A 23,148-nucleotide genomic window follows, 5' to 3' on the forward strand; every position below is an offset into this window, starting at 1 on the left:
GCCATGAATCGCCGGCCGCGCCTGGAACTGCATGGCTCGAGCGCCTCGCCTGAGGAGGCAGCGGCGGTGATGGCCGCGATCGAGCAGTTCCTGCGCGACACGGCTCCCGCACCGGCGCCGGCCTCGGAGGGTCCGAGCCCGTGGGTCAGCGCGGCGCGACTGGAGGGCGTGGAGCGCGCTCCGGCGCGCGAGCCTTGGGCGGGGTAACCGGCCGGCACGGCGGCCCCATTTGCCGGCCGACCGGTTCCCACCTTTGCGCCGCCCCCTGCAAAAGGCCCCAGGATGCGAGGGGGCGACGTTGCTGGCTCCAACGCCGCCCTCGCGCAGAACTTGCGGTCGATTCTCCGAACGTCAGTGCGCTGACAGAACCGGCGCCCAGCCGTAGGTCTCGAGCTGCGGGCGCTCGTTCGCGCGCACGATCGTGACGGTGGCGTTGCCGGGTCCGGCGACGTGCGTCGGGTCCGCACCGGTGACGTGGGAGAGCGCGGCGCGGACGACGCCGCCGTGGCAGACCACGAGCCACGTCCCGCCCTGCGCGATCAGCTCGTCGAGCGCGTTCCCGACCCGCGTTTGCAGGTCGCTCCACGACTCGCCGTCGGGGGCTCTGAGCGCGCCGCCGCGCCAAGCCGTCTCGGGCCCGGCGGGGAAGTCCGACAGCGGCCGGCCCTCCCACTCGCCCACGTTGATCTCGCGGAAGCGCGGATCGCGGCGGGCGCCGGGATAGCCGAGCAGGGCGGCGGTCTGCGCCGCTCGCTGGAGGTCGCTCGTGACGACGCGGTGGTCCTCGAAGGCCGGCAGAGCGGGCTTGAGGAGCTCCGCCTCGGCGCGTCCGGCGTCCGAGAGCGGTGGGTCGGCCTGGCCCTGGAGGCGGGCTTGGGCGTTGTGGGTCGACTGTCCGTGGCGGACGAGGAGGATTCGGGCGGATAGCATGGCGCGCCCTGATGTTTACAAGGGTGCTGGTCGCCAACCGCGGCGAGATCGCCGTCCGGGTCATTCGCGCGCTCGACGAGCTCGGGATCGAGTCCGTCGCCGTCTATTCCGAGGCCGACCGCGACGCGCAGCACGTCAAGCGCGCGAGTGAGGCCTACCTCCTGGGCCCCGGCCCGGCGAGCGAGTCGTACTTGAACGTGGACAAGATCCTCGAGGTGATCGAGCGCTCCGGCGCCGAGGCCGTACACCCCGGGTACGGCTTCTTGGCCGAGAACGCGGCGTTCGCGCGGCGCCTGGAGGAGGCGGGCGTGACGTTCATCGGTCCGCCGGCCTCGGCGATCGACGCGATGGGCTCCAAGACCAAGGCGCGCGAGCTGATGCAGGGCGCCGGGGTGCCGATCGTGCCGGGGACGACCGATCCGGTGGAGTCGGTCGAGGCCGCCGAGAAGATCGCCGAGGAGATCGGGTACCCGATCGCGGTCAAGGCCGCGGGCGGCGGCGGCGGCAAGGGCTTCCGGGTGGCGCTCGAGCCCGGGAAGCTGCGCGACGCCTTCGATGGCGCGGCGCGCGAGGGCGAGAAGTTCTTCTCCGACGCGACCGTCTACCTGGAGCGCTATCTACCGGACCCGCGCCACGTCGAGGTCCAGGTGCTGGCCGACGGGCACGGCAACGTCGTGCATCTGGGCGAGCGCGACTGCTCGATCCAGCGGCGCCATCAGAAGCTGATCGAGGAGTCGCCGGCGCCGCTGGTCGACGCCGAGTTGCGCGAGCGGATCGGCAAGATCGCTGTTGATGCCGCGCGGGCCGTGGACTACCGCGGCGCGGGGACGATCGAAGGGCTGCTGTCCCCGGAGGGCGAGTACTTCTTCTTGGAGATGAACACCCGCGTGCAGGTCGAGCACTGCGTCACGGAGGCCGTGACCGGGGTCGACATTGTGCGCGAGCAGATCCTGATCGCGGCGGGCGAGCCGCTGTCGTTCGGGCAGGACGACATCCGCTGGCACGGGCACGCGATCGAGTGCCGGATCAACGCCGAGGACGCGTCGAAGAACTTCGCGCCCGCGCCCGGCACGATCGCCGCGTATCGCGAGCCGTCCGGCCCGGGCATCCGCGTGGACTCCGGTGTGCTGGCGGGCTCGGAGATCTCGCCGCTGTATGACCCGATGGTCGCCAAGCTGATCGTCTGGGACGCCGACCGCGAGAAGGCCACGCGGCGGATGGCCCGCGCTCTGCGCGAGTTCGAGATCGATGGCGTCAAGACCCTGATCCCGTTCCATACGGCGATCATGGCCTCGCAGCAGTGGGCGAACGCCGAGACCTGCCGCGACCTGATCGAGGACAAGGACTGGCTCAAGGGCCTCGCCACGCCCGCGCCCGAAGCGGTGGAGGCCGAGGGTGAGATCGTCGCCCGCGACTACGTCGTCGAGGTCTCCGGCAGACGTTTCAGCGTCACCGTCCACGGCGAGGCGATGAACGGCACCGCGCCCGTTGCGCCGGCCGCGAAGAAGGCCGCGCCCAAGCGCGAGCGCAAGTCCTCCGGTGGCGGTGGCGGCGGCGACACGCTCGCCTCGCCGATGCAGGGAAATGTGTTCAAGGTGTTGGTGAAGCAGGGCGCGGAGGTCGAGGAGGGCGCGCTCGTGTGCATCATCGAGGCCATGAAGATGGAGAACGAGATCACCGCCCACAAGGCGGGGACGATCGCCGAGCTGCCGATCTCCGAGGGCGACGCCGTCACCGCCGGCGACACCCTGGCGGTCATCAAATGACCAAGCTGTTCGATGAAGTCGTCTCCTGGCTGACGATCCCGTCCGTCTCCGCGGGCGAGCGCGACGAGCCGGCCCTGCGGGCGGCGGCCGAGTGGGCCGCCTGGCGCGTGCGGGACGCGGGCGGGACGTGCGAGCTGGTCGAGACCAAGGGCGGGGCGCCGCATGTCGTCGGCGAGCTGCGCGCTTCGTCGCGCGAGGACGCTCCGACGATCCTGATCTACGGGCACTACGACGTGCAGGACCCGGGCGCGCCGGAGGATTGGACGTCGCCCGCGTTCGAGCCGACGGTCCGCGACGGCCGGCTGTACGCCCGCGGCGCCACCGACGACAAGGGGAACTTCCTCCCGCTCCTGCACGTCGCGTGCGAGCTGGCCCGCGCGGGTGAGCTGCCCGTGCACGTGCGGGTGCTGATCGAAGGCGCGGAGGAGACCGGGTCCGACGACGTCGGCGAGTGGGTGCGCGCGGACGCGCGCGGCGCCGACGCGGTGATCGTCTTCGACAGCGGGATGGTCGACGCCGACACGCCCGCGCTGACGCTCGCGACGCGCGGGATGGTGTTCGCGCACGTCGAGATCCGCACCGGCACGCAGCCGGCGCACTCCGGCATGTACGGCGGCGCGGCGCTGAACGCGTTCCACGCGCTGCACACGGTGCTGGCCGCCGTGCTCCCGCGGCCGGACGGACGTCTGCCCGAGCCGCTGCGGGCCGGGATCATCCCGCCGTCGGCGGCCGAGCTCGAGAGCTGGAAGTCGCTCCCGGACGGCGCCGCGGAGCTGGCCCAGGTGGGGGCGATCCCGTCGGACGCACGCGCGGTCGAGGAGTTCTACATCCGCACCACGGCCGAGCCGTCGCTGGACATCCACCGGATCATGGGCGGGCAGGCGCGGACGATCGTCGTGCCGGTGGCGAGCGCCGACCTGTCCGTGCGGATCGTCGGCGGACAGCGCTCCGAGGAGATCTCCGCGAACCTCGAACAGCTGCTGCGGGACGCGCTCCCCGAGGGCGCCGAGCTGAGCTTCATCGCCGACCGCGCCGAGGCCTCCGCCTTCGACCCGGAGACGCCGGCGCTGCAGGCCGCCCGCCGGGCGCTGGCACGGTCGACCGGCACCGAGCCCGCGCTGGTCCGGACCGGTGGGACGCTGCCGATCCTCGCCGCGTTCGCCGAGCGCGGCATCCCGGCGATCGTGTCCGGGTTCTCGCTCCCCGACGACGCGCTGCACGCGCCGAACGAGTCCTACCGGCTCGTCGCGCTCGAGCAGGGCGCCGCGGCGGCGCGGGCGCTCTACGAGGAGCTCGCCTCGCTCCGCTGATGACGAGCCTGGCACCCGGCTGCGAGGACCCACCCGCGAGTTTCAGGCATCTCGGGTGCGGCCGCGATGGCTGAGACGCTCGAGCAGCTGCTCGACGTGCTGCGGGCGCTGCCGAAGGCGGAGCGCCGAGCCGCTGCCATGCTCGACGACGCGCGCTTCGAGCGCGCGGTCGTGCTGCTCGACCGGGCCGCCGACGATGACGCCCTGCTGGCGCGCGCCGGCGGCAAGGACGGGGTCTACGCGGCGGTGGCGCTGGAGGCGCTGAGCCGCCGCGAGCCCTCGCAGGAGATCGCCCGCACGCTGTTCGAGCACCTGGCGCGGATGCGCGGGCAGCGCGCGGTGTTCCTGCTGCGCGCGCTCGACCGCCACTCCGGCCCGGAGTTCCTGACGCTGGTCTTCTCGCGCGTCGGCGAGCCGTGGCGCGGGGCGGCGCTGGAGACGCTGCGGGAGATCGCCGCGCGCCGCGGTGACGAGTCGGTCGCCGTCGCCGCCGTCCCGGACGACAAGGTGCAGGCGGCGCTCGAGCTCGCCCAGGCCCTGGACGACAACGCCGTCACCACGGTCCTGCGGCGGCGCGCCAGGCAGGAGGACATCGTCGTCGCGCTGCGGGCCATTGGGCGAGTGCGCCGCTCGAGCGAGGCGGAGACCGCGGGGGAGGAGGTCCTGCGCGACGAGCCCCTCGAAACCGAGATCGCCGCGTTGGTCGCCGCGATCCGCGGCGAGAAGCCGATCCTCGTCGTCGGCGAGCGCGGCAGCGGGCGGCTCTCCCGGCTACGCGCGGCAGCGGGCGTGCTCGCCGCCGAGCAGTGGATGACCTTCGAGGCGGGCGCCGCGGAGGTCAACGCGGGGATGACCTACGTGGGTGAGCTCGAGGGGCGCATGCGCCACATCGTGCAGACCCTCAAGGACGAGAGCGCGCTCTGGATCGTCCCCCAGTTCGAGACGCTGCTCTACGCCGGCACCTACCGCTCCAACCCGCGCGGAGCGCTCGACCTGTTGCTGGCCGGGCTCGCGGACGGCGGCGTGCATGTCGCCGGCATCCTCGACCCGGGCGCGTATGAGCGGCTGTGCCGCGCGCGGCCCGAGGTGCGCGACGCGTTCGACGTCGTGCGCGTGGCGCCGATGGACGAGCCGCGCACGCTCGCTCTCGCGGCGCACCTTTCGCCGGGAACCGACCTGACGTTGCTGCGCGAGGCGCTCGCGCTCGCCCGGCACTTCCTCGGCGACGCGGCGCTGCCGGGCGCCTTGCTGGCGCTGCTGGAGACCGCGCGGCGGCGCGGCACGGACCCGCTGGCGCTGAGCGACGTGCTGGCGACGATCACCGAGCGCTCCGGCCTTCCCGCCTCGCTGCTGGACGAGCGCGAGCGGCTGGACGTGGACAAGCTGCGCGCGTTCTTCTCCTCGAAGGTGATCGGGCAGCCCGAGGCCGTCGAGTGCATGATCGAGCGGGTCGCGCTGATCAAGGCGGGGCTCACCGACCCGACCCGCCCGCAGGCCGTGCTGCTGTTCGTCGGCCCGACCGGGACGGGCAAGACCGAGATCGCCAAGGCGCTGGCCGAGTACCTGTTCGGCTCGGGCGACCGGATGATCCGGCTCGACATGAGCGAGTACCAGAACCCGGGCTCCGCGCGGCGGATGCTCGGGGACGGCGAGCTCGACGACGCGTCGCTGGTCGCGCGCATCCGCCGCCAGCCGTTCAGCGTCGTGCTGCTGGACGAGTTCGAGAAGGCCGAGCCCGGCGTCTTCGACCTCTTCCTGCAGGTGTTCGACGACGGCCGTCTGAGCGACCCGCGCGGCGAGGCCGCGGACTTCCGCCACGCCGTGATCATCATGACCTCGAACCTGGGCGCGAAGGTCGTCACGGGCGGCCTCGGGTTCTCGCCGGTCACGGGCTTCGCCGAGGCGAGCGTCGCGGCGGCGGTCGGGCGCGCGTTCCGGCCGGAGTTCCTGAACCGGATCGATCGCACCGTCGTCTTCCGCCCACTGTCGCGACCCGTCATGCGCGAGATCCTGGCGAGCGAGCTCGAGGCGGTGCTCGCGCGGCGCGGGTTGCGGGGGCGCCAGTGGGCGGTCGAGTTCGACGACTCGGCGCTCGAGTTCCTGTTGGCCGAGGGGTTCACGCCGGACCTCGGCGCGCGGCCTTTGAAGCGGGCGGTCGAGCGGCACTTCCTCACGCCGCTGGCGCTGGCGATCGCCGGCCACGACTACCCGGGCGGCGACCAGTTCCTGTTCGTGCGGGCGGGGGGCGCCGGTCTGAAGGTCACCTTCGTCGACCCCGACCCGCCGGTCGCGGCGGCCGGCACCACCGCCGAGCCGGCCACGTTGCGCTCGCTCGCGCGCGAGGGCAAGGGCTCGCTGGAGCTGCTCGAGACCGGGTTCGCGGAGGTGTCCGAGCGCGTCGAGGACGTCGGCTGGCAGGACGCGAAGGCGGCGCTGCTGGACCGGATGACCGAGCCCGGCTTCTGGGACGACGACGGCCGCGTCGCGGTGCTGGCGGGGATCGAGCTGCGCGACCGGATCGAGTCGGGGCTGCGCAGCGCCCGGTCGTTGATGAACCGGATCCGCAACGCCCGGCGCCCGCCGGCCGAGCTCGTCCGCCGCGCCGCGCAGCGGGTCATCCTGCTCGACGAGGCGCTCGGCGCGCTCGAGGCGGGCGAGCCGGCGGACGCGACCCTGCGCGTGGAGGGCGACCCGGAGTTCGCGCCCCGGATCGTGGCCATGTACAGCGCCTGGGCACGCGAGCGCGGCATGCGCCTGGAGGGCGAGGACCTCCCGCCGGCCAACCGCCGCTACCGCTGGCACGCCACCGTGACCGGCTTCGGCGCCCTGCGCACGCTGCGCCCCGAGTCCGGCCTGCACGTGCTCGAGATCCCCGACGGCCGCGGCGGCTTCGACCGCCGCCGCGTGCGCGTCACGGTCTCGCCCGACGGCGCCGCCGGCAACCAGATCGTCCGCCGCTACCGCGAGCACCCCACGCCGCTCGTGCGCGACTCCGTCCGCAACTGGCGCACCGGCCGCCTCGACGCCGTCCTCGCCGGAGCCTTCGACCTCATCGAATAAACCCCACCTAAAGGGTCTGACCCCTTAGGTGGGCTTTAGGTTCGGGAAGCCGTACCCGGACGGGGTGCGGGAGGCCGCACCGTACAAACATCCGGGATCGGGATCAGGGGTCGTTCCCGACGCGAAAGCAGTGGTGCCGGCGGGACGCTCTGCACCATGCCCACCACCGAGACGGAACTCGTCCGCGCCGCCGCCGCCCGTTGCCCCGACGCGATGGCGGCGCTCTACCGGGCCCACTTCGGACCGCTCCAGCGGCGGGCGCTGGCGATCACCGGCTGCCCGCAGGATGCCGCCGACGCGGCGCAGGACGCGCTGCTGGCGACGTTCGAGCGGCTGCCGGACCTCGACCCCGAGGCGCTGCACTTCGGCGCCTACGCGACGATGGCGGCACGCAACCAGGCGCTCAAGCGCCGGCGGGTGGTCGCCGAGCCGGTCGAGGAGCCCGTCGAGGACGACGTCCTCGCCCACCTCGAGCGCGAGGAGCTGCGCCGCCGCGTCCGCGACGCGATCCGCGAGCTGCCCGAGCGGCAGCGCCGCGTGATCTTCCGCGCCGACTTCGAGCAGCTCCCCCGCGACGAGATCGCCCGCGAGTTCGGCCTCAACGAGAACGCGATCGGCCAGCTCCTGTTCCGCGCCCGCCGCAACCTCGAGTCGAACCTAAAGACAACTTAAGGGGTCTGACCCTTTAGGTGGGGTTTAGGTTGCGCGCGCGGGTGACGAGGGTCAGACACGTGGCGGCCAGCGCGAGCGCGACCGGCACGACGGCGAGGGCGGCGCTCAAGGACGTCGCGTCGGCGAGTGCGCCGACGGTCAGGGGTGCGAGCAGAACCGCGAACGACGTCATGAAGACCGCGCGGCCGCTGGCGAGGAGCGCGCGTTCGGGTGCGAGCGACACCGTGACCGTGAGGCCCAGGGGGAACAGGTTCCCGATCCCCACGCCGAGCAGCGCGAGGCCCAGCAGCGACTGGAGCGGCGTCGCCGCGGGCCAGAGGATCGCGAAGCCGACGGCGGTGATCACGAGCGCGATCGCGAGCAGGCGGTGCGGGCTGTGCCGGCGGGCGAGCGCGCTGCCGACGGTGCGACCGACCACGACGCCGCCGAAGTAGCCGATCATGAGCGACACCGACAGGTCGGCGGACACGTCCGCGGCGTCCTCGACGAAGCTGGCGCCCCAGGCGGCGATGCACCACTCGACCGCGGTGGTGCAGAAGAGCATCGTGGCCGCGACCCAGAACGCGACCGGCAGGCGCCCGCCGGCGACGTGGGTCGCGGGTGGAGTGGCGATCGCGACGTCGCGGTTCGACCACCAGGCGGCGAGCGGAACGAGCAGCGACGCGAGCAACGCCACACGCCACCCCGCGCCGGTCGCGGCCGCCAGCGACAGCGCGCCGATCAGCACCACGTAGGCGATGCTCGCGGCCACGTTGGCCTCGGTCAACGCGACCGCGCGCCGCTCACCGTGGTGGTCGGAGAGCAGCGCCTGGATCGTGACCAGCAGCAGCCCGCCCGCGATGCCCATGACCAGGCAGGACCCGATCGTCGCCACCGGCCCGCGCCCCGCGGCCAGCCCGACGGCACCCGCCGCCATCACGCCCGCCGACGCCCAGAACAGCGCCCGCCGCCCGATCGCCCGCTCGACCGGACCGGACACCAACCCGGCGACGACCGCACCCGCCGCGAACGCGGCGACGTGCAGCCCGCCGGCCGTGTGGCTCAGCCCGAACTCGTCCCGGAGGTGGGTGACGATGAGCCCTGGCGCGGCCTGGAGATAGGCGAACCAGGCGAGGAGCCCGTAGGCGACCCAGGTGAGCCGATCGCGGGAAAACTCCATCGGCATGGTATATCGATAAACCACATGCGGTTCAACCTCGCTTGAAGCGGCCTAAGGACGCGTCGGCGTCCAGGGCATATTCCGGCACGGAGACGCAACGGCCGTCGTCGAAGCGCACGCGCCAGCGCCGCTGGATCCACCCCGCCGCACCCACGACCGTCCCACGCGCGCCGGCCGCGACCCCCTCGGGGAGCGGCTGGGTCGTGACCACGCGGGAGCCGACGTCGATGTCGGCCGATGCCGGAGTGCCCATGTCTGCCTTAACGCTCCGGAACGGAAAAGCCTTCGGTCGTCTCCCTTACCACGAGCTCCCAGGGCTGCGGCTCGACGACGCCGGTCGCCGCGCTCGCGACGAGCTGCGCGCATCGCCGCCCCTGCGCGCGCAGCGACTGGCGGACCGTCGTGAGCCCGGCGCGCTCGCCCTCGCGGGTGTCGTCCCACCCGACCACGGACAGGTCCGCCGGGACGGAGAGTCCACGCGCGGCCGCCGCCCGCAGCGCACCGATCGCCAGCTCGTCGCTCATGCACAGCAGCCCCGTGGGCGGGTCGGGACCGTCGAGCAGGACGCCCGCCGCGACCTCGCCGTGCGCGCGGTCGTTGAGCTCCACTTCGCGCCCCGCGCTGACGCCGTAGCCGTCGAGCCGCTCACGGGTGACGCGGTGCAGCGGCTTCTCGGCCCGCAGCGGGCGGTCGGCGCGATCGGCGAGTGAGAACGGCAGGCTCAGCACCGCCAGCCGCACGTGCCCGAGCGCGCGCAGATGGTCGGCGGCGGCCGCCGCGGCCGCGCGTTCGTCGATCGCCACGAAGGGGTGGCCGTCGAGTTGCGGCCCGCTCTGCACCACCACCGGGATGCGCCGGCGCAGGGCCGCCTCGACGAGCGGGTGACCGTCGGGCAGCGAATAGAGCAGGAACGCGTCGACCGCGGCGTCGCGCACCAGGTCGGCGTCGCCCTCACCGCCTGTCGCGGGGACGAGATGCAACGGGATGCCGGCGCCGGCGAGCCCGCGCAACCACTCGACGGACGCCGGGTCCTCGAACGCGTAGGACAGGGCCTCGCCCAGCACGACGCCGAGCACGCCCGTCTTCCCGCGCCGCAGCGAGCGGGCGAGCGCGTTCGGGCCCGCGTAGCCGAGCTCGTCGGCCTTGGCCAGGATCCGCTCGCGCAACTCGGGCGAGAGCTTCTCCGGCCGGTTGTACGCATTGGACACGGTCATCGCCGAGACGCCGAGCGCCTCCGCGACCGTGGCCAGCGTCACCCGCCCGGGCGTCAGACCACCTCGGCGGTCTCGCGGTCCAGCGCCTGCGCGAGCTGCTTGCGCGAGCGCACTCCGAGCTTCATGAACGCCCGGCCGAGGTGCGTCTCGACCGTCTTCTCGGTCACGAACAACGCCTGCGCGATCTCGCGGTTGGTCTGCCCCGCCGCGGCCATCTCGGTGACCCGCAGCTCGCTCGGCGTGAGGCCGTCGCGCCCCGCGGTCGCGGTCCGCCGGGGGCGGGCGCCGGTGGCGAGGAGCTCCCGGTGCGCTCGCTCGACCAGCGGCGTGGCCCCGCAGACCGCGGCGCCTTCCTGCCCGTCGCGCAGCAGCCCGCGCGCCTCGTCGCGCTGCCCCGCGCGCACCAGCGCCGCGCCGAGGTCGACCCGCGCTCGTGCGAGCTCCAGCGCGCCCTGGGAGGCTTTGAGCGACGTCACGGCTTCGCGCAGCAGCTCGATCCGCCGCGCGCCCGACTCGGCCAGCCCCGCCGCCCGCAGCGCGACGCCGATCGCCCGCGGAGCGCCGATCGACCGCGCCAGCAGCAGCTCCTCCGCCGCCAGGCCGCGCGCCTGCTCGAGCCGCCCGAGCCGCAGACAGACCTCCGCCGCGGAGGAGCGCCAGGCGATGATCTGCGGCGTTCCGACGCCCCACTCCAGCTCGCGCGCCCCGCACGCCAGCAACTCGGCCAGGCCGCCCTCGCGGTCGCCGAGGTCCGCCCGCAACCACCCGCGGGCGTGCATCGCCTGGCTGTAGGGGAGGTCCTCCGACGGCTGCGTGGCGAAGAAGTCGTCGGCCAGGGCGAGCAGGTCGGGGCCGGCCGTGCCGCGGTCCAGCGAGGCGAAGACGACGGAGTTCAGCGCGCAGGCGAGGTAGCCCTGCGCGCCGTGGACGTCGTTGCGCAGGTCGAGCGCCGCGGTGGCGTCGGCGAGGGCGCCGGAGAGCGATCCGAGACGGTACAGGAGCAGCGAACGCAGGCTCGAGATCGCCGCGAAGCCGACGCTCGAGCCGCGCCTGCGCGTCTCGTCGAGCGCCCGCGAGTACTGCTGCTGGGCGTCGTCGTAGGCCTCGCTGAACATCAGCGCGGTCACGGCGTTGAGGAAGGTGTGGCCGCCGGCCGCGAGGTCCATTGGCAGCTGGTCGTCCGCGAGCGCGCGGCGGGCGAGCTCCGCGGAGCGCTCGGCGGGGCGCGCGGCGATGATCGTCTCGAAGGCCGACGCCGCCAGGTGCACGCGATCCAGCGCCGTGCGCGCGACGTCCGGGATCGTGATCGCCGCGATCTCGGCCTTCAGGAGCGGGCGCGCGGCGAGCGAGATGTACGCCGATGCGGTCAGTTCGACCTGCAGCTGCTCGGCCAGCGCCGGGTCCGCGTCGCCGAGGTCGGCCAGCGCGGTGCGCAGCACGTCGAGCGCGACCGGCGACTCCCCGCCGAACTTCAGGCAGCGGGCCAGCCCGAGCGCCATCCGCCCGCGCTCGCGCGGGTCCTTGGCGAGCCGCATGGCGGTGCGGAAGTGCTCGACGGCGCGGGGGGCGCCGGCCGACGCCTCCGCCCAGGCCAGCTCGGCGGTGACGGTCGCGACGTCGGCGGGCGGCTCGCCCGGCGCGTGCTCGGCGCCCCCCGGCGCGACATCGTCCGGCGCGTCCTCGGCGCCCCCCGCCGCGACGTCGGCGGGCGGCTCGCCCGGCGCGTGTTCGGCGCCCCCCGGCGCGACATCGCGGGGCGGCTCCGCCAAGGCGCGTTCGAGGTGCGCCGCGGCAGCCGCCGGGTCGCCGAGCGAGAGCGCGCGCGCCGCGGCCGCCCGCAGCGCCGCAACCACCCACTCGTCCCCGCGCGGCGCGGTCAAGGCGAGCTGCGACGCCACCTCCTCGGGCGCCGCCCCGCGCGCGTGCAGGAGCCGAGCGGCGCGGCCGTGGCCTTCGCTGCGCGCCCGCACCGGCAGGTCGTGGTAGATCGCCGAGAGCACGATCGGGTGCACGAACGCCAGCACGTCGCCGTCGCGGGTCAGCACGTCGCCTCGGGTCAGCGCCTCCAGCGCCTCCTCGGCCGTCGGCTCGTCGAAGCCGGCCAGCTCGGCGGCGAGGGCTGCGTTCGCCCCCTCGCCGAGCAGCGCGACCGCCCGCGCCATCGCGGGCGCGGTCGGGGGAAGTCGGTGCAGGCGCTGCAGCACGACGGTGGAGATCGCCTCCGGGCCGAGCTCGCGGACCGTCGCCGCCTCGGCGTCGGTCGCCCGCAGCTGCTTGTCGAGCACCTCGTGCAGCAGCTCGCGGACGAGGAACGGGTTGCCGCCCGTGGTCTCGTGGCAGGCGGCGCAGAACTTCGCGCCCGCGCCGGGATCGACGGCCGAGCGCACCCACTGGCCGACCGCCGCTCCGGTCAGCGCGGGCGGCCGGAGCAGCCGCGTGCCGGGGTCGGTGACCAGCCCGCGCAGGACCTCGGAATCCTGCTCCGGGCGCGGGCGGGTGCCGAGGACGAGCGCGACCGGGAGGTCCTCGATGCGGCGGGCGAGGAAGCCGAGGAAGCTGAGGCTCGGCTCGTCCGCCCACTGCGCGTCGTCGACGCACACGAGCAGCGGGTCGTCCGCGGCGAGGTTCGCGCACAGCCAGTAGAGGCCGTGCAGGCGCGCGTAGGAGGACTCGTCCTGGCCGCCGCCGGCGTCCTCGAACATCGAGCGGGTGAGGCCGGCGGCGCCGGACATCCAGCGGTCGCGCTCGGCGGGCTGAGCCGTGAACAGCGCGGGTTCGAACAGCTGCCGCACGACGCCGAACGTGAAGGAGCGTTCGAGCTCCGACGCGCGGGCGTGCAGGACGCGCATCCCGGCGTCGCGCCCCGTGCTGCGCGCGGCGGCCAGCAGGCGGGTCTTGCCGATCCCGCCCGGCCCTTCGACCGCGACGACCTGACCCTGCCCGGCGCGGGCACGGCCGAGCGCGGCGTCGAGCGCCGACAGCTCCTCCTCGCGCTCGAGCAGATCGAGAGTCCCGTGCACGACCGGCCTCATCCTACGGTCACCCGAACCCCGAGGGGTACGGCTAGCCCACCAGGGATTCGAGCGCCGCGACGAACGCGTCGATCGACGCGAGCGGCAGCCGGCCGTAGCCGATCACGAGCGCGGGATCGTCGTCGCGCGGGCGGAGTCGATATCCGGCCAGGCCGCGGATCCGGATGCGCCGTTCGCCCAGCTGTTGCACCACCGCGGCCTCGTCGGTTCCGGGCGGGAGGCGTAGGAGGAGGTGCAGGCCGGCGGCGACGCCGGTGACGCGGCACCTCGGCAGCCGTTCCTCCAGCGCGGCGACCAGCGCGTCGCGACGCTCCCGGTACTCGCGGCGGGTGCGGCGCAGGTGACGGTCGACCTCGCCGGTGACGAGCATGCGGGCGTACGCGCGGGCGTCGATCGCGGGGCCGCCGGAGTCGACCGACCAGCGCTCGCGGGCGATCTCCTCCGCGAGCGCCGGCGGGGCGACGAGCCAGCCGAGCCGCAGCGCCGGCGCGAGCGTCTTCGACGTCGTGCCCAGGTAGACGACGCGGTCGGGCGCGAGCCGCTGCAGCGTTCCCACCGGCGCGCGGTCGTAGCGGTACTCGGAGTCGTAGTCGTCCTCGATCACGATCCCGCCCCAGGCCAGCAACTCCCGCCGCCGCTCGGGAGCGAGCACGGCGCCGGTGGGGAACTGGTGGGCGGGCGTGACCAGCACCGCGTCCGCGTCGAGCCCGTCGAGCCGGATGCCGTGCTCGTCCACCGGCAGCCCGACCACCTCGAGCCCGGCGGACCGGATCGTCGCCCACGAGTCGTCGAGCGACGGATCCTCGACCGCGACCCGGCTCGCCCCGCGCGCCTTCAACGCGCGACACGTCAGCCACAGCCCCTGCGTGTACCCGCCGGTCACCACCAGATGCTCCGGCGCCGCGACGACCCCACGCACCCGCACCAGGTACGCCGCCAACTCGGCCCGCAACTCGTCGTCCCCGCGCGGGTCCCCGTAGTCCAGCGCGGAGTCGGGCATCTCCGCCACCACCCGCCGCAGCGCCGCCGCCCACACCCGCCGAGGGAACGCCGACAGATCAGGCGCGGTCGCGGTCAAATCTAAAGCAGGCCTGGGCCTCTTTATATTCGGCGGCGTCGTGGGTGATGGCGGGCCGCCGTTCTCGGCGCTCGAATCTAAAGACGGCCTGCTCCCCTTTAGGTTGGAGGTGCACGCGGGGAGGGGGCCGCCGTGGGGGCCGACGCCGGCGGCTGGGACGGCGCGGACGATCGGGGCGGCGCCGCGGCGGAGTTCGATCCAGCCTTCGGCGGCGATCTGGGCGTAGGCCTCGGAGACGACGCCGCGGGAGACGTGGAGGGCCTCGGCGAGGGTGCGAGAGGCGGGCAATCGCGTGCCGGGGGGCGCTCCGCCGCCGGTGATCGCGTCGCAGATCGCGTCCTCGAGTTGGGCGCGCAAGGGCGCGGCCGCGGTGCGGTCGAGTGGGGCGAACAGCTCCAAAGTGGCTCGGTTCATCGGCCTCGAAGTGGCTCTGTTGGACGGTCCACACAGACGGTACCGTCATCCGCCATGAGCGACATGCCCGAGCTGCGCCCTGGCCCCCCGTGGGCGATGGAGGAGATGATCCTGTCCGAGCCGGGGCTCGTCGCCCCGATCCTCACCTCACCGGAGGCCGACCTCGCTGCCGCGATGCTGCGCGAGACCGACACGGTCGTCGTCACCGGTTGCGGCACGAGCGAGCACGCCGCGATGGCCGGCGCCGCGCTGCTCAACGCACGCGCCCGCGACGCCTTCGAGGCGAGCCTGGACCCGCAGGCCGACGGCGTGCTGATCGCGGTCAGCCACGAGGCCGGAACCGCCGCGACCCTCGCCGCGATGAACGCGACCGACGCGCGCACGATCCTGATCACGGCCAAGCCGGACGAACCGACCGGCGCGGACCTCACCATCGCCACGCCGCTGGTCGACACGAGCTGGTGCCACACCGTCGGCTACGTCTCCCCGCTGCTGGCCTTCACCGCGATCTCCGGCGCCGCCGACGAGACGACCTGCCGCACCGTCATCGAGGGCACGCTGGCACGACGCGACCGCTTCAAGCAAGCCGCGCAGACCCTCGTCGGCTGCGAGCGCCTGATCGTCACCGGCTCGGGCGTCGACGAGATCACCGCCCGCGAGCTCGCGCTCAAGATCGAGGAGGGCCTGCACAAGCCGGTCACGCCGCTCGGCATGGAGAAGGTCCTGCACGGCCACCTCCCGGCAGCGGACGAGACCACCGGCATCGTCGTCATCCGCATCGACCCGACGAACGCGCCGCAGAGGGACAAGCGGGCGAACGACGTCAAGGCCGCGGTCAAGGAGCTGCACATGCCGACGGTGACGATCGACGACCTCCCGCAAGGCCACTCGCTCCTCGCCGGCGCGATCGCGCTGCAACTGTTGACGTATGAGCTCGTGCTCGCCGCCGGTACCAACCCCGACCTGATCCGCCGCGAGCAGCCCGCCTACAAGGCCGCCGCCGCGGCCGCCAACACGTGATCGGCGCGGCCCTCATCGCCTCGCTGCTGTGGGGGACCGCGGACTTCCTCGGCGGCCAGGCCAGCCGCAGGCATCCCGCCGCCATGGTCGCCTTCATCGGCCAGGCGGTGGGGTTCGTCGCGCTCGCGCTGATCCTGGTCTTCCACGGCGTCGACGCCAAGGCCATCGCGCCCGGGATCGTCACCGGCCTCTTGGGCGCGGTCGCCGTGCTGGCGTTCTACAAGGCACTCGCGGTCGGGACGATGAGCATCATCGCGCCGATCGTCGCCACCAGCGCGGTCGTGCCCGTCCTCTACGGCGTCTTCGACGGCGAGCGACCCGGCGCGCTCCAGTGGCTCGGGATCGTCGCCGCGCTGGTCGGCGTGATCCTGGCCTCGAGCGAGCCGGGCGGCGGGAAGGCGATCGACCAGAAGCTCGCGCTCAAGCTCGCGGTCGTGGCCGCGATCGGCATCGGGTTCTCGCTCGTCTCCCTGGACCGGGCGGCCGAGCACGACGCGCTGACCGGCGTCGCCGCCGCCCGCGCGGTCGCCGCGCCGATCCTGTTCGGCGTCGTGCTGTACCAGCGCGCCAAGGCCCCGGTGAGCGCATGGCCGAGCTTCGCCCTCGTCGGCCTGCTCGACACCGCCGCCAACAGCGCGTTCGCGATCGCCACCACGAGCGGCCTGCTGAGCCTCGTGGCCGTGCTCGGCGGCCTGTTCCCGGTGGTCACGGTCGCGCTCGCGTACGTGCTGCTGCACGAGCGCCTGATCGGGATCCAGCGCGCGGGCGTGATCCTCGCGCTCGCCGGCATCCCGCTGATCTCTTCCTAGGGAACTCTAAGTATCCGCGCAGCCGTGGCTCAGGCTCCGGAGCGATCTTGGAGCCATGAGACTCAGCCCACGGACCACACGTCACTCGGTCGACGGCGGAGCCCCCGCCGCCGGCCGCTACCTCACCGCGGACGACACGCTGCTGCCCGTCATGGGCACGGTGACCCGCCTCGGGCGCAGCCTGAGCGCGGACATCGAGATCGACGAACCCTCGGTCTCACGCCGACACGCCCTGATCGTCCGCCAGGACGGCCAGACGTACCTGCTCGACGACGGCAGCCGCAACGGCACGTGGCACAACGGCGTCCGCGTCGACCGCGCCGTCCTGCAGGACGGCGACACCATCGACCTCGGGACCGCGCGCCTGAGCTACGTCGAGGTGGCCGAGACGGCCACCGAGGACCTGCAGCTCATCGCCGCGTGAGGTTCTTGGCGTGGATCGCCCGCTGGGCCTTGGACCGGCGGGCGATCGGCAGCGCGGGGTCCTCCCCCGCCGCCAGCGCCTCCAGGTAGGCCCGGTCCTCGCGCAGGATCGCCAGCGCCTGCGCGCCGTCGATCGGCCCGCCATGGCCGGGAACCACATGAGCGGCCTCGGAGACCAGCGGCTCCAGCCGGTTCAACGTCGCGATGTAGGCCGCGATCGAGCCACCGTCCGAGATCATCGGGATCTCGACCGGCGAGAGGTAGTCACCGGCGACCAGCACGCCCGCCCACGCTGCCCAGAACGCGGTCCCGTCCGCGGTGTGCCCGTCCGCCGGATGCAGCTCCAAGGTCTCCGAGCCGATGTCGACGAAGCCCGGCACGTCGAGCTTCTGCGCGCCCGGCAGTGAGAGCGGCTTCGGCCGCTGCACGTAGAACTCGTCGTCGAACTCGCGCAGCTCGCGCTGCGCCGCACCCGGCTCGTTGACCAGCCGGCCGGCCGTGTTCTCGCCCGCGCCCAGCGGAGCGCCCGGGAACGCGTAGCCGCCCAGCAGGTGATCCCAGTCGGCGTGGGTGGCGAGCACGCCGACAACCGTGAACCCGGCCTGCTCGGCGATCGCCGGCAGGATCTCGAGCTCGTCCGGGAAGATCGGCGAGTCGATGCAGAAGGCCTCGTTGCCGTTGCGCACCAGCACGCACCCCGTCGCGTAGGCGCGCGAGGTGACGGCGATGACGTCCGCGTGGAGGCCGACCGCGCGCAATGCCTAAGCGACGCCGAGCAGCTTCGCCGCTTCAAGGAGTGTCTTGACCTCGGCGGTCGGCTTCTTCTGCGACGCGTCGAGGGTCTCCTTGTTGCGGTTGACCCAGATCACGGGGATCTTGGCCTTGATGCACGGTTCGACGTCGTAGTAGTAGCTCGACGCCACGTGCACCCACCCCTTCTTGGAGCCGATGCGACGCTCGGCCTCCTTGAAGTGCGCCGGGTCCGGCTTGTAGGAGCGCACCTGCTGGGCCGTGACGACCAGGTCGAAGTCGGTCTTGAACCAGCGACGCGTCTCGCCCAACAGCTTGTCGTCGATGTTCGAGACCAGGCCGAGCTCGAACTTCTTGCGGAAGCGCTCGAGCTGCGTGTTGGTCTCCTTGAACGCGGGCCAGCGACCGACCGAGTTCGGGAGAAAGCCGGAACGGGAGGGCTCGAGCGGCCAGCCGAGCTGGCGCGAGATCTGGACGGCGGTGCGGCGAAGGACCTCGGCGTACAGCTCGTATGAGCCGCCCTTGATCTCCTGCTGGGTCTCGAGGAAGAGCGGGACGAGCTCCTCCTTCGACAAGGTGTAGCCGTCCTTCTCGGCTTCCTTGGAGAAGGCTTCGTACGCGCCGGTCTCCCAGTCGATCAGGGTGCCGTAGACGTCGAAGGTGACGTAGGTGACTTCTTTAGGGAGCGGCATTGCGGCCGTGCATGATGACATTTCCGCGCGCGCATACCTGGAGTAGCCTTAAACACAGGACAAATCCATGTTCGCGCTCGGCCTACTGCTGGTACTTCTGGGCGCCATCCTCGTGGCGCTGGAAGCCCACGTGTCGAGCCACGGTGTCCTCGGCTCCGGCGCCATCGCCGCACTCGCCGTCGGCATCGCCCTGTTGCTCACCGCCGGCGGCAGCACCGTCCTGGTCGCGGTCTTCGGCGGGCTGACCGTCGCGCTCACGGGTGGGGCGTGGGTGTCGGTGGTCGCGCGCAAGGCGCTCGGGACCCGGCGCCTGCGGGAGCGCAACTCGCTCGTCGGGCGCATGGGCGTCGCCCGCAGCGCGGACAGCGTGTTCGTGGACGGCGCGCTCTGGCACGCCCGTCAGTGGGACCTCGAGGGGGAGGCCCCGTTCGCCCCCGGCGATCACGTCGTGGTCGAGCACGTCAACGGGCTGACGCTGACCGTCCGCCCGGCCGAAGAATGGGAGGTGTGAACCATGGTCGAGGCACTCCTCGTCGTGGTCATCGTGATCCTGGCGGCGATCGTGGCGCTGGCCGCGTCGTCGGTCCGGGTGCTGCGCGAGTACGAGCGCGCGGTGGTGTTCCGGCTCGGCCGGATGGTCGACACGAAAGGGCCCGGGCTCGTGCTGCTGGTCCCCGCGATCGATCGGATGGTCCGGGTCTCCTTGCGGACCGTCACGCTGAACGTCCCGCCGCAGGACGTCATCACCCGCGACAACGTCACCGCCCGCGTCGACGCCGTCGTCTACTTCCGCGTGATCGACCCCAACGCGGCCGTCGTCCAGGTCGAGAGCTTCCTCAAGGCGACGACGCAGATCGCCCAGACGACCCTGCGCAGCGTGCTCGGCAAGGCCGACCTCGACACGCTGCTCTCCGAGCGCGAGGAGCTCAACGAGGAGCTCCAGAAGATCATCGACGAGCAGACCGAGCCGTGGGGCATCAAGGTCTCGACGGTCGAGATCAAGGACGTCGGCATCCCGGCGGCCATGCAGCACGCGATGGCCCGCCAGGCCCAGGCCGAGCGCGAACGGCGCGCGAAGGTGATCAACGCCGAGGGCGAGTTCCAGGCCGCGGCGCGGCTGTCGGAGGCCGCGGACGTGATCTCCCAGAACCCGACCACGCTCCAGCTGCGCTACCTGCAGACGCTGTCGGAGATCGGCGTCAACCAGAACTCGACGATCGTGTTCCCGCTCGACATCGTCAAGCCGATCATGGACGCCGTCAGGGCGACGCCGGAGGCACCCGCGCAAGCGGAGCTGCCGCGCGGCAACGGGACGACCCCGCTGATCAACGGACCGGTCGCATCGCGGGGCGAGGCGCAGCGATAAAGTCGCTCGCCTCGCAATGGATCTACTCGAATATCAGGGCAAGCAACTCTTCGCCCGGCATGGGGTGCCAGTGCCCAGCGGCGCCCCGGCAACCACCGTCGAGGAGGCCGTCGCGGCGGCCGACGAGATCGGGTACCCCTGCGTCGTCAAGGCGCAGGTGCAGGTCGGCGGCCGAGGTAAGGCCGGCGGCATCAAGGTCGCGCAGAACCGGCAGGAAGCCGAGGAGCACGCGAACGCGATCCTCGGCATGGACATCAAGGGCCACACGGTCCACGAGGTCTGGATCGAGGCGGCGTCGGACATCGCGTCCGAGTACTACGCGTCGATCGTGTTCGACCGTTCCGCGAAGCGCCCCCTGATCATGCTCTCCACGCAGGGCGGCATGGACATCGAGGAGGTGGCCGACACCAACCCGGACGCGATCGCGCGGCTGCACGTCGACCCGCTGCTCGGCTTCCAGGACTTCCACGCCCGCCGGCTCGCCTTCGAGGCGGGCGTCGACGCCGACATCGTCCGGCCGCTCGGCTCCCTGCTGGCGAAGCTCTATGACGCGTTCGTCGCCGAAGAGGCGATGCTCGTCGAGGTCAACCCGCTGATCGTCACGCCCGACCGCAAGGTCGCCGCGCTCGACGCGAAGGTGACGCTCGACGACAACTCGCTCTTCCGCCACCCGGACAACGCCGCGCTGCGCAACACCGCGGCCGAGGACGCGCAGGAGCAGATGGCCCGCGAGCGCGGCCTGACGTTCGTCAAGCTCGACGGCAACGTCGGCATCCTCGGCAACGGCGCCGGGCTCGTGATGTCGACGCTGGACGTCGTCGCCCAGGCGGGCGGCAAGCCGGCGAACTTCCTCGACGCGGGCGGCGGCTCGCGCGCGGAGGCGATCACGCAGGCGGTCGAGGTGATCCTCTCCAACGAGAACGTCACCGCGGTGCTCTTCAACATCTTCGGCGGCATCACGCGCTGCGACGAGGTGGCCAAGGGCCTGATCGAGGCGTTCAACCAGATCAACCCGACCGTGCCGTTCGTCGTCCGCCTGGACGGCACCAACGACGTCGAGGGGCGCAAGCTGCTCGCCGACGCGAACCTTCCGAATGTCCATACGGAGTCGACGATGCTCGGCGCCGCGAAGAAGGTCGTGGAGCTGGCCGGCTGATGGCGATCCTGGTTACCAATGAAACGAAGCTCTGCGTCTCCGGCATCACCGGCCGTGAGGGCACCTTCCACGCGATGAACAACCGCCGCTACGGCACGAACGTGGTGAGCGGCGTGACGCCCGGCAAGGGCGGCCAGGACGTCGAGGGCGTCCCGGTGTTCAACACGTTCCACTCGGCGGTCGCCGAGACGGGCGCGAACACGGCGATGATCTTCGTCCCGCCGCGCTTCGCCGCGGACTCGATCCTCGAGGCCGAGGACGCGGGGATCTCGCTGATCATCTGCATCACCGAGGGCATCCCCGCGCACGACGAGCTGCGGGTCTACAACCACCTCGCGCAGAACGACAACGTGCGCCTGGTCGGCCCGAACTGCCCGGGCATCCTCTCGCCGGGCAAGGCCAACGTCGGCATCATCCCCGCCTCGTTCTTCAGCGAGGGCAACGTGGGCGTCGTGTCGCGCTCCGGCACGCTGACCTACCAGATCGGCAACGAGCTGGCCCAGCGCGGGTTCGGCAACTCGAGCATCGTCGGCATCGGCGGCGACCCGGTCCCGGGCTCGTCGTTCATCGACATCATCGCCGAGTTCGAGGCCGACCCGGAGACCGAGCTGATCGTGATGGCGGGCGAGATCGGCGGGTCGGCCGAGGAGGAAGCGGCCGAGTTCATCGCCGAGAACGTGTCCAAGCCGGTCGTCGCCTACATCGCGGGCTTCACCGCACCGCCCGGTAAGACGATGGGCCACGCGGGCGCGATCGTCTCCGGCAGCGCCGGCACGGCCAAGGCCAAGCAGGAGGCCTTGGAGGCCAAGGGCGTGCGCGTCGGGCGCACCCCGACCGAGGTCGCCGAGATCGCGGCCGAGATCGCCGGCTCTTTGAACCGCACGGCGTGAATGGACGCGGGAGCGTGCCCCTGGCATGCTCCCGCCCTTCCATGCCGCACCGATCGCCCCTGTCGCGGGTTGGAGGAGTCCGATGACCCGCATCCTCAGCGCCCTGGCCCTCCTCCTGCTCGTCCCCTCCGTCGCCTCGGCACGGGCGGGCGACCCGGATCGCAGCTTCGGGCGCCAGGGGACGGTCACGCTGAAGGCCACGGCCGCCGACGCGGTGGGCGGCGCGGTCAAGGTCATCTCCGGCAACCGCATCCTCGCGGGCGGCGCCGCCGCCGGGCAATTCGTCGTCGTGCGGCTGCGACCGACCGGCACGCTGGACTCGCGCTTCGGCACCGGCGGCCAGGTCGTCCCGGCGCTGCCGGGCACGACGCTCGACGGCGTGCGGGCGCTCGCGGTCTTCCGCGACGGCCGGATCGTCGCCGCCGGCACGTTGCGCGGCGCCGACGGCACGACCCGCATGGTCGCCTTCCGGCTGTTGCCCACGGGGGAGATCGACCCGAGCTTCGGGGGCGGCTTCGGCTACGTGCTGGCCGGGCCGTCGGGCTCCGAGCTCGGCGCGATGGTGATGGACGCCAACGGCAACATCACGCTCGGCGGCTCGCGCGCCGGAAACGTCCCGATCATGGTGCGGCTGCTGGCCGACGGCAGCCCGGACCTGACGTTCGGCGCCAACGCGACCGTCGACGGCGCCGTGCTCGGCATCGGCGGGCGCGTCACGGGCCTGCTGGTCAAGGCCGACGGCACGACCACGTTCACGGTCGGCGGCTCCGCGACGCAGTCGTTCCCCGCGGCCTTCAGCGTCCTGCGCGTCACGGCGACCGGCGTCCCGGATCCGACCTGGGGCGGCGGCGACGGCATCGTCTACGTCCAGCTCGGCCCCGGCACCGCGCCCGGGATCGGCGCGAGCGCGGTCCGCCAGGGCCCGAAGGGCACCACGCTCGTCGCCGGCACCGACCTGACCGCGTCCGGCACGCCGCGCGGCGCGGTCATCCGACTGCTCGCCGACGGCAACCTCGACACCCGCTTCGGCGGCCACGGCGTCGCCCGCGTCGCCCGTGCGGGCCGCGAGATCCGGATCAAGGCGATGGTCCGCGACAGCGCCGGGCGGATCCTCCTGGCCGGCTCCGGCCAGCCGCCCGAGGGCCTGGTGATGCGCCTGCGCGCCAGCGGACGCCGCGACTCCACCTTCGGCAACAACGGCATCACGTACCCGCTGCTCGGCCGGCCGCCGGGCGGCGACCCGATCTACACGACGCTCGACGCGATCGACGCCAACGGCCCGCGGGCGATCATCGCCGGCTCGGCCGCCGGCCCGGGCCAGCTGCTCCGCGGCGGCGCGGCCGGCACGATCTACACCGGCCGCTTCGCGCTCACCGTGTCGAAATTGAGGTAGGCGCACCCGCCCGG

The 23,148-nt window shown here is 73.0% G+C and carries 21 protein-coding genes; 13 read left to right on the plus strand and 8 right to left on the minus strand.

The features are described 5' to 3' along the window. Nucleotides 1–3: 3 nt before the first annotated feature. On the plus strand, nt 4–207 hold the full coding sequence (locus G569_RS0105725; protein ID WP_028062711.1) for a hypothetical protein: 204 nt from the start codon (nt 4–6) through the stop codon (nt 205–207). Nucleotides 208–351: 144 nt separating this feature from the next. Here G569_RS0105725 and G569_RS0105730 read toward each other — a convergent pair whose 3' ends face one another. After that, the gene (locus G569_RS0105730) at nt 352–930 is read right to left on the minus strand and encodes a histidine phosphatase family protein (RefSeq protein WP_028062712.1); all 579 of its coding nucleotides are present in this window, start codon (nt 928–930) and stop codon (nt 352–354) included. A gap of 23 nt (nt 931–953) precedes the next feature. Between G569_RS0105730 and G569_RS0105735 the strand changes: the two genes are divergently transcribed. From G569_RS0105735 to G569_RS57355, 4 genes are all read left to right on the plus strand, one after another. Further along, nucleotides 954–2,696, plus strand: a complete 1,743-nt coding sequence (locus tag G569_RS0105735) for an acetyl/propionyl/methylcrotonyl-CoA carboxylase subunit alpha (protein WP_245602422.1) — start codon at nt 954–956, stop codon at nt 2,694–2,696. Continuing rightward, nucleotides 2,693–4,006 carry a M20/M25/M40 family metallo-hydrolase gene (locus tag G569_RS0105740; protein WP_028062714.1) on the plus strand — a complete coding sequence of 438 codons (1,314 nt, stop codon included), beginning with the start codon at nt 2,693–2,695 and terminating at the stop codon, nt 4,004–4,006. The genes G569_RS0105735 and G569_RS0105740 overlap by 4 nt, the downstream gene beginning before the upstream one ends. Before the next feature lie 66 nt (nt 4,007–4,072). Beyond that, nucleotides 4,073–7,066, plus strand: coding sequence for an AAA family ATPase (locus G569_RS45885; protein WP_053225916.1), 2,994 nt, complete (start codon nt 4,073–4,075; stop codon nt 7,064–7,066). Nucleotides 7,067–7,222: 156 nt separating this feature from the next. Then, nucleotides 7,223–7,738, plus strand: coding sequence for an RNA polymerase sigma factor (locus G569_RS57355; RefSeq protein WP_028062715.1), 516 nt, complete (start codon nt 7,223–7,225; stop codon nt 7,736–7,738). A gap of 13 nt (nt 7,739–7,751) precedes the next feature. Here the strand turns inward: G569_RS57355 and G569_RS0105755 are convergent, their stop codons facing one another. The 5 genes from G569_RS0105755 to pdxR are packed head-to-tail and all read right to left on the minus strand — an operon-like array spanning nt 7,752 to nt 14,635. After that, complete coding sequence (locus tag G569_RS0105755) at nt 7,752–8,897, minus strand: MFS transporter (RefSeq protein WP_169542078.1); 1,146 nt, start codon at nt 8,895–8,897, stop codon at nt 7,752–7,754. Between the two features lie 31 nt (nt 8,898–8,928). Beyond that, nucleotides 8,929–9,150: a hypothetical protein gene (locus tag G569_RS0105760; RefSeq protein WP_028062717.1), complete on the minus strand. Its 222-nt coding sequence runs from the start codon at nt 9,148–9,150 to the stop codon at nt 8,929–8,931. A 7-nt stretch (nt 9,151–9,157) separates the two neighbouring features. Further along, nucleotides 9,158–10,153: a LacI family DNA-binding transcriptional regulator gene (locus G569_RS0105765; protein WP_053225917.1), complete on the minus strand. Its 996-nt coding sequence runs from the start codon at nt 10,151–10,153 to the stop codon at nt 9,158–9,160. An 11-nt stretch (nt 10,154–10,164) separates the two neighbouring features. Continuing rightward, entirely contained in the window at nt 10,165–13,131 is a 2,967-nt protein-coding gene (locus G569_RS0105770) for a helix-turn-helix transcriptional regulator (protein ID WP_028062718.1), read from the minus strand. A 43-nt stretch (nt 13,132–13,174) separates the two neighbouring features. Continuing rightward, nucleotides 13,175–14,635, minus strand: a complete 1,461-nt coding sequence (gene pdxR / locus G569_RS45895; protein ID WP_037494811.1) for a MocR-like pyridoxine biosynthesis transcription factor PdxR — start codon at nt 14,633–14,635, stop codon at nt 13,175–13,177. Between the two features lie 54 nt (nt 14,636–14,689). On the opposite strand from pdxR, the gene G569_RS0105780 reads away from it, so the two are divergent. From G569_RS0105780 to G569_RS57360, 3 genes are read left to right on the plus strand one after another with little or no spacing between them, the layout of a single operon-like run. Next, nucleotides 14,690–15,655, plus strand: a complete 966-nt coding sequence (locus G569_RS0105780) for an SIS domain-containing protein (RefSeq protein ID WP_028062719.1) — start codon at nt 14,690–14,692, stop codon at nt 15,653–15,655. Then, nucleotides 15,652–16,464 carry a DMT family transporter gene (locus G569_RS0105785; RefSeq protein ID WP_028062720.1) on the plus strand — a complete coding sequence of 271 codons (813 nt, stop codon included), beginning with the start codon at nt 15,652–15,654 and terminating at the stop codon, nt 16,462–16,464. Before G569_RS0105780 ends, G569_RS0105785 begins: the two co-directional genes overlap by 4 nt. A gap of 55 nt (nt 16,465–16,519) precedes the next feature. Further along, a complete protein-coding gene (locus G569_RS57360; RefSeq protein WP_053225919.1) occupies nt 16,520–16,888 on the plus strand; it encodes an FHA domain-containing protein in 369 nt (122 codons plus the stop codon). On the opposite strand, the gene G569_RS0105795 is transcribed toward G569_RS57360, so the two are convergent. After that, nucleotides 16,875–17,645: an MBL fold metallo-hydrolase gene (locus G569_RS0105795; RefSeq protein WP_028062721.1), complete on the minus strand. Its 771-nt coding sequence runs from the start codon at nt 17,643–17,645 to the stop codon at nt 16,875–16,877. The genes G569_RS57360 and G569_RS0105795 overlap by 14 nt on opposite strands. A 3-nt stretch (nt 17,646–17,648) precedes the next feature. Further along, complete coding sequence (locus G569_RS0105800; protein WP_028062722.1) at nt 17,649–18,329, minus strand: HAD family hydrolase; 681 nt, start codon at nt 18,327–18,329, stop codon at nt 17,649–17,651. Between the two features lie 67 nt (nt 18,330–18,396). Between G569_RS0105800 and G569_RS0105805 the strand changes: the two genes are divergently transcribed. The 5 genes from G569_RS0105805 (at nt 18,397) to G569_RS0105825 (ending at nt 23,134) form a co-directional block, all read left to right on the plus strand. After that, nucleotides 18,397–18,840 (plus strand): NfeD family protein, encoded by a 444-nt coding sequence (locus tag G569_RS0105805; protein ID WP_028062723.1) that lies wholly within the window; start codon nt 18,397–18,399, stop codon nt 18,838–18,840. A 3-nt stretch (nt 18,841–18,843) separates the two neighbouring features. Beyond that, nucleotides 18,844–19,695, plus strand: a complete 852-nt coding sequence (locus tag G569_RS0105810) for a slipin family protein (protein ID WP_028062724.1) — start codon at nt 18,844–18,846, stop codon at nt 19,693–19,695. 16 nt (nt 19,696–19,711) lie between these two features. Further along, nucleotides 19,712–20,851, plus strand: a complete 1,140-nt coding sequence (sucC, locus tag G569_RS0105815) for an ADP-forming succinate--CoA ligase subunit beta (protein ID WP_028062725.1) — start codon at nt 19,712–19,714, stop codon at nt 20,849–20,851. After that, nucleotides 20,851–21,741: a succinate--CoA ligase subunit alpha gene (gene sucD / locus G569_RS0105820; RefSeq protein WP_028062726.1), complete on the plus strand. Its 891-nt coding sequence runs from the start codon at nt 20,851–20,853 to the stop codon at nt 21,739–21,741. The genes sucC and sucD overlap by 1 nt, the downstream gene beginning before the upstream one ends. An 82-nt stretch (nt 21,742–21,823) precedes the next feature. Beyond that, entirely contained in the window at nt 21,824–23,134 is a 1,311-nt protein-coding gene (locus G569_RS0105825) for a delta-60 repeat domain-containing protein (protein WP_028062727.1), read from the plus strand. Nucleotides 23,135–23,148: the final 14 nt, after the last annotated feature.

Source organism: Solirubrobacter soli DSM 22325, from assembly GCF_000423665.1.
GTDB lineage: Bacteria > Actinomycetota > Thermoleophilia > Solirubrobacterales > Solirubrobacteraceae > Solirubrobacter > Solirubrobacter soli.

Coding starts and splice junctions, on each gene's coding strand:
- G569_RS0105725 (WP_028062711.1), top strand. CDS start 4: ATGAATCGCCGGCCGCGCCTGGAACTGCATGGCTCGAGCGCCTCGCCT.
- G569_RS0105730 (WP_028062712.1), bottom strand. CDS start 930: ATGCTATCCGCCCGAATCCTCCTCGTCCGCCACGGACAGTCGACCCAC.
- G569_RS0105740 (WP_028062714.1), top strand. CDS start 2,693: ATGACCAAGCTGTTCGATGAAGTCGTCTCCTGGCTGACGATCCCGTCC.
- G569_RS45885 (WP_053225916.1), top strand. CDS start 4,073: ATGGCTGAGACGCTCGAGCAGCTGCTCGACGTGCTGCGGGCGCTGCCG.
- G569_RS57355 (WP_028062715.1), top strand. CDS start 7,223: ATGCCCACCACCGAGACGGAACTCGTCCGCGCCGCCGCCGCCCGTTGC.
- G569_RS0105755 (WP_169542078.1), bottom strand. CDS start 8,897: ATGGAGTTTTCCCGCGATCGGCTCACCTGGGTCGCCTACGGGCTCCTC.
- G569_RS0105760 (WP_028062717.1), bottom strand. CDS start 9,150: ATGGGCACTCCGGCATCGGCCGACATCGACGTCGGCTCCCGCGTGGTC.
- pdxR (WP_037494811.1), bottom strand. CDS start 14,635: ATGAACCGAGCCACTTTGGAGCTGTTCGCCCCACTCGACCGCACCGCG.
- G569_RS0105780 (WP_028062719.1), top strand. CDS start 14,690: ATGAGCGACATGCCCGAGCTGCGCCCTGGCCCCCCGTGGGCGATGGAG.
- G569_RS57360 (WP_053225919.1), top strand. CDS start 16,520: ATGAGACTCAGCCCACGGACCACACGTCACTCGGTCGACGGCGGAGCC.
- G569_RS0105800 (WP_028062722.1), bottom strand. CDS start 18,329: ATGCCGCTCCCTAAAGAAGTCACCTACGTCACCTTCGACGTCTACGGC.
- G569_RS0105805 (WP_028062723.1), top strand. CDS start 18,397: ATGTTCGCGCTCGGCCTACTGCTGGTACTTCTGGGCGCCATCCTCGTG.
- G569_RS0105810 (WP_028062724.1), top strand. CDS start 18,844: ATGGTCGAGGCACTCCTCGTCGTGGTCATCGTGATCCTGGCGGCGATC.
- sucC (WP_028062725.1), top strand. CDS start 19,712: ATGGATCTACTCGAATATCAGGGCAAGCAACTCTTCGCCCGGCATGGG.
- sucD (WP_028062726.1), top strand. CDS start 20,851: ATGGCGATCCTGGTTACCAATGAAACGAAGCTCTGCGTCTCCGGCATC.
- G569_RS0105825 (WP_028062727.1), top strand. CDS start 21,824: ATGACCCGCATCCTCAGCGCCCTGGCCCTCCTCCTGCTCGTCCCCTCC.